4 protein-coding genes and 2 pseudogenes are annotated in these 5,334 nt (G+C 60.1%); 3 read left to right on the forward strand and 3 right to left on the reverse strand.

The window, feature by feature from the left end:
- Positions 1-50: 50 nt before the first annotated feature.
- The 3 genes and pseudogenes from IVB01_RS31275 to IVB01_RS31285 form a co-directional block, all read right to left on the reverse strand.
- On the reverse strand, positions 51-584 hold the full coding sequence (locus IVB01_RS31275; protein WP_256464881.1) for a 3-keto-5-aminohexanoate cleavage protein: 534 nt from the start codon (positions 582-584) through the stop codon (positions 51-53).
- Between the two features lie 650 nt (positions 585-1,234).
- Positions 1,235-1,359, reverse strand: a pseudogene (locus IVB01_RS31280) (helix-turn-helix domain-containing protein); the annotation flags it as partial.
- A gap of 414 nt (positions 1,360-1,773) precedes the next feature.
- Complete coding sequence (locus IVB01_RS31285) at positions 1,774-2,601, reverse strand: class I SAM-dependent methyltransferase (protein WP_247495164.1); 828 nt, start codon at positions 2,599-2,601, stop codon at positions 1,774-1,776.
- 436 nt (positions 2,602-3,037) lie between these two features.
- On the opposite strand from IVB01_RS31285, the gene IVB01_RS31290 reads away from it, so the two are divergent.
- The 3 genes and pseudogenes from IVB01_RS31290 to IVB01_RS31300 form a co-directional block, all read left to right on the forward strand.
- Positions 3,038-3,346, forward strand: a complete 309-nt coding sequence (locus tag IVB01_RS31290) for a hypothetical protein (RefSeq protein ID WP_247495165.1) — start codon at positions 3,038-3,040, stop codon at positions 3,344-3,346.
- A gap of 141 nt (positions 3,347-3,487) precedes the next feature.
- A pseudogene (gene istA / locus IVB01_RS31295) lies at positions 3,488-4,998 on the forward strand (IS21 family transposase).
- A gap of 11 nt (positions 4,999-5,009) precedes the next feature.
- Positions 5,010-5,334: ATP-binding protein (locus IVB01_RS31300; RefSeq protein ID WP_247495166.1), on the forward strand; the 325-nt coding region annotated here is incomplete at its 3' end.

The following is a 5,334-nucleotide window of genomic DNA, read 5'->3' on the forward strand; positions in this document are numbered from 1 at the left end:
GACCTCATCGGCCGCACTCTCTGCCTCTTTACCCCTGAAGAATGCGCCAACTACATCCGTGATTGCGGGTATAATCCGCTTTGATCGCAACTCGCTCTACCTCCCATACGCTCAACGATGCCGACGGCATTCTCGACAAGCCCGGCCTTGGATGCCAGCACGCCACGTCGAAGATAAATGTTGTCTTCCAATCCTACTCTGACATGGCCGCCCATCGTGACTGTCTGTGCAAAAATGGGCATTTCATCCTCACCACAGCCAAATCCACCCCAAATGGCCCCTTTGGGTAAAAGCTCCCGCATAGCCTGAAGAACGATCGGAAGAGCCGGCGCACCATTTCCTGTACTGAGGCAGAGTTGAAAGAGGGGAGCCCCTTCAATCGTGCCTTCCGATACGAGCTTCTTTGCAGTTTCAATGTGGCCTAATTCGAAGCATTCCAGCTCTGGCTTGACGCCGGCCTTTCGCATAAGCGCGGCCATCTCTCGCAGTTCGGACATACGTGCGACATAGATGCGCTCTCCGAATGTCATCGTTGCGCAATCCAAAGTGCTAATCTCTGGCTGAAGCTTGACCGGTGAAGACAGCGCCTCGCAGGGTTCTTAAGGGTGCTCGCTGCACCGACTTTGATGGGATCAACGGAGTCAAGAACCAGTTCGCCGTCCATGCCGCAAGTCAAGTTGATGATGACGTCAGTCACTGCGTCTCGGATCTTCTTTACGACCTGCTCCTAAAGTTCGAATTGGTTCGACCCGAGACCGGTGTTCGGATCACGAACATGGATGTGAACGACCGCAGCTCCTGATCGCGCTGCTTCCAATGCAGCATCTGCAATTTCCGATGGCGACTTGGGAATCTTGGGATGTTTCGCAACTACCGCGCTATTGCCCCCCCGTTACTGCACACGTGATGATGACCTTCTTGGACATCGGAAACTCCTATGTTAACGTCCGTGAAATCAAGACCAATAGATCGTCCGGCGCCCGTTGACAAAGACAACCTTAAATTTTTCCTCTCGGCGGGCTAGGACCAGGGCAGATCACTTAGCCCGACTCTCAACACACCGGCCGGCAGCCCGCCGCGGCACGCGCCCAGTTCCTCCAGATCGCGCTTCTCAGCCTCCTCGCGCTCCACCAGCAGGACTGATCTTCCTCCGAAAAAATGGACAGGGTTAAGCTGCTTTTAGCTACATCTCGATGCAACACATGAGGAAGCCACACGCGATATCTTTGCTTGCATCGCGACCGAGACGGCGCCCAATCTCCCGGATGGAATGGCCCTGCACCTTGAGAAGCGCAATCTCTTCGCGCTCTACCAATGATAAGTATCGCCCGGAGATCGCCCTTGCTGAGATTTGAACATTGGCATGCCGCCCGCCTTTCGAAACAATCTGGTTCCTAAAGGCTGTGACACCCCGATCGCCGCTTTCGAATGCTCATCGCAACCTCCAACTCCAGAGTGTTGCGACGACCGCTTGAATCCGCCCTCCGCCCCAAATTCGATCGAGCGCACCTTCGCCAAGCTGGAACCGCTGCTGGTGCGTACGGCCCGCAGAGCGCTTGGTCGGATGCCTGTGAAACGCGATCCGACGCCGCCTCGGCCGCTTCACGTCGGACAATCGCCGACTACTGCGCAACCGCTGGATACGAACAAACCTAATCGAGAATCTCCCTAAGAGGTTCCCCTTGTGTCCTCATCCACTGTCTAGGTCCAAGCCAGTGACGAGCGCTCTGGTTCCACCGGACTTCGATCATGTTGAGCTATATGGCAATCACCTCATAAGCGTTGAGCATGCCACGCGGTAGAGCGAAATCGCAGGCTGCCCGGTTGCCACCTTCGGAACGTCTCCGCGATCATTTGCAGTATGGAATTCCAAACCTCTGGGGAGACCTGACTGGGGATATCGCGTCTCCCAGACCAATACTTAATATACCGCTCCTCGGTCATGGATATCCCTTCTGTGGTAGCGAGACGAATGCAGTTCCGGAGGCCGGGATATTGATTGAGGAGCGCCTCGTAGCTCCCCATCTGACCGATGACTGGAGTAACCGCCCGTCGTACAGCCGGCGCCATGTCGCGTATGCGATTTTCGATTTCGAGTTGAAAGGGATCACTCTCAAGATCCGCAAGCACGTATACAATTGTAAAGAACCCGCGAGGTCGTAAAATTCGGATGCTTTCCCGAAGCGCTTCGCTCGCGTTCGTCATGTGGAACGACGTGCTGTAACAAACCCAGTCTAACGAATCGTCGGCCAGGCCTGTGCATTCTCCCGGCGCATTTATCCAAGATACGGCTGGATAAGTCGGAGCGAGCCTCTGCCCCACCGCAACCATCTGACTCTCGGGTTCGATTGCGTAGCCTGAAAGACCCATGTCAGCTAAAGCATAGGCGATCGCGCCGGTTCCCGCGCCAATATCCCCGAAGATCGGGGCATCGGTTAGGTGCTTTACCTCGTCAACAAGCATCTTTAGCAGCCGCCGTGAATAGGCGGGGAACGCTGGATAACACTCTGCTACTTCTGACCAGCTTCCAAGGGATGCCGTCTTAGAAACTTGCATCTTCTCCTCCATCACCTTGACGTTAAGGCGCAGCGAACGCGCCAACTTGCTTCATCCGAATTTACGCAAAGAGATTTCAGTTCCGAAGCCCTTTGGCCATCTATTCGTCGCGCGAGCAGCCTCATCTCCCGGCACCCATTGCTCTAGTGAGACGTACGCACCAACGATTTTGTCTTTGCAGACATTCATGGGCCAACCAAAATGCTAGACCAGCGGCTCGTTTAGGTAGCGGCGCGTGGCTTTTCCAAACCAAACAAAGTAGCCAGCTTGGCATCTGCTGATATAGAGACTGCGAACTCGTTTTGAGATGGATTTTCCGAGGCTGCTTTGCATCGAGCTGATGCTGGCCTGACATCGCGCTTCCCTTAGTTGCTTCCATGCATTGCCGCCACACGCGACATGAGTCCCGACTGGCTGCATCTCGTCGCCTAGCAAAAAAGGACTTCAAAACCCGTGCCAACTTGGCCAGAAACCGAAATGCATGATTGCTTTCAGCTATTCGATCTGCAAAGTAACGGCGAACAAGCTTGTGTCGCGGACCAAACACGTGTTCGCATCCGGGCAACAATGTCCATTGCCCCACGATCTGCCCCACACAGCCAAGCGCCCCGTCAATTCCTCGAAGAACCACGCTTTCACACATGTGTCGCGAGCCATGAAAAGCTGCCCTCGCATCGCTGATGTGATCTCGCGCTTTGCGCGCATGCTGATCTTCCCTGCCATAGCCGTGCGGATTCCGCTCGATGTCGCCCAGCATTCCGAGATGATCTCGCCCACCATTCCGATTTGAAGTCGCCCACCCATTCCGAGACGATGTCGCCCGGCATTCCGGGATGATGTCGCCCGGGTGACGAGGCCTCTTCTGGCTCCCTTAGGGTCCCCCTTTCGGCTTTGCGAAGGGGGACCCTGGATGCCGACGGAGAGGCTTGCGATGCGCCGTGTGCGCGATGTGATCAGGATGAAGGCGGCTGGGCTGCCGAGCCGCGAGATTGCGCGGCGGATGGGCGCAGCGCCCTCGACAGTGCGGCTGACCATCCGGCGGTTCGAGGCCGCAGGCCTGAGACCGACGCGGTCCTGGAGGCCCGCCTGTTCGCCAAGACCGGCAATGGCAACCGGCAGGGTCATCGTCGCATCGCCGAGCCCGACTGGGCGGCGGTGCACCGCGAGCTCAAGCGCAAGCACGTGACGCTGTCGATCCTGTGGGAGGAGTACATCGGCGCCGAGCCCAGCGGATACCGGTACTCGCGCTTCAGCGAGCTTTACCGCGCCTGGGAGGGACGCCTGTCGGTGACGATGCGCCAGGCGCACGCGGCCGGCGACAAGCTGTTCGTCGACTACGCGGGCGACGGCGTGCCGGTGGTGGTCGACCGCCTCACCGGTGAGCGCAGAATGGCGCAGATCTTCGTCGCCGCGCTCGGCGCCTCGAGCTTCACCTACGCGCAGGCGACGTGGACGCAGGGGCTCGCCGACTGGATCAGCGCCCATCTTGGCGCCTTCGCGGCGATCGGCGGCGTCCCGGCGCTGCTGGTGCCTGACAACACCAAGGTCGCAGTGATCAAGGCGAGCCTCTACGACCCGCAGATCAATCGCACCTATGCGGAGATGGCCTCGCATTACGGCACGGCCGTCTTGCCGGCGCGACCGCGCAAGCCGCGCGACAAGGCCAAGGTCGAACAGGCCGTCCTCATCATCGAGCGCTGGCTGCTCGGCCGCCTGCGCCACCGCGTCTTCTACAGCCTCGCTGAGGTCAACGCAGCGATCGGCGAGTTGCTCACCAGGCTCAACGAGGAGCGGCCGATCCGACGGCTCGGGGTGACGCGCCGCCGGCTGCTCGAGGAGGTCGACCGGCCGGCGCTCAAGCCGTTGCCGGCAAGCCCCTACGTCCTCGCGGAGTGGCGGATCCGCCGCGTCAGCCTCGACTACCACGTCGAGGTGGAGAAGCATTATTACAGCGTTCCGCATCGCTTCGCGCGTGCCGAGGTCGAGGTGCGGTTCACCGCCCGCACCGTCGAGATCTTCCACAAGGGCGAGCGGATCGCCGCGCATCAGCGCATGAGCGGTAATCACAAACACACCACCGTGCCGGAGCACATGGCCTCCAGCCATCGGCGCTACGCCGGCTGGACCATCGCGCGCATCCGCCAGGACGCTGCCGCGATCGGGCCGGCGACCAGCGCGTTGTGCGACCTCATTCTCGACGAGCGCTCGCACCCCGAGCAAGGCTTCCGCGCCTGCCTCGGCATCCTCAGGCTCGCCGCCTCCTACGGGCGCGGACGGCTGGACGCCGCGGCGGCGCGGGCGATCGACATCGGCGCGCGCACCTACGGCTCGGTCAAGTCGATCCTCGCCAACAATCTCGATCGGTGTCCCGCTCATCAGCGCTCCGCGGACGATGCGCCGATCCTGCATGCCAACATCCGCGGACCGCGCTACTACAATTAGGAGATCATCCCTTGCTCACCCATCCGACACTCGACCGCCTCAGCGCCCTCGGCCTCCACGGCATGGCCAAGGCCTTCGCCGACATCGAAGCCACCGGTGAGGCCGCAAGCCTCGGTCACGCCGAATGGCTTGCGCTGCTGCTCGAACGTGAAGCCTCGCTGCGGCACGACAAACGGCTCGCCACCCGCCTGCGCTACGCCAAGCTGCGCCAGCAGGCGTGCGTCGAGGACATCGACTACCGCACCCCGCGCGGTCTCGACCGCCCGCTGTTTGCCAAGCTTGTCGAGGGCCACTGGATCGACGACCACGTCAATCTCCTGATCTGCGGCCCGGCCG

This window comes from Bradyrhizobium sp. 164, from assembly GCF_023073715.1.
GTDB lineage: Bacteria > Pseudomonadota > Alphaproteobacteria > Rhizobiales > Xanthobacteraceae > Bradyrhizobium.

Excerpts from the sequence above, each read along its gene's own strand:
- IVB01_RS31290 (WP_247495165.1), top strand. The coding sequence starts at position 3,038 with ATGATTGCTTTCAGCTATTCGATCTGCAAAGTAACGGCGAACAAGCTT.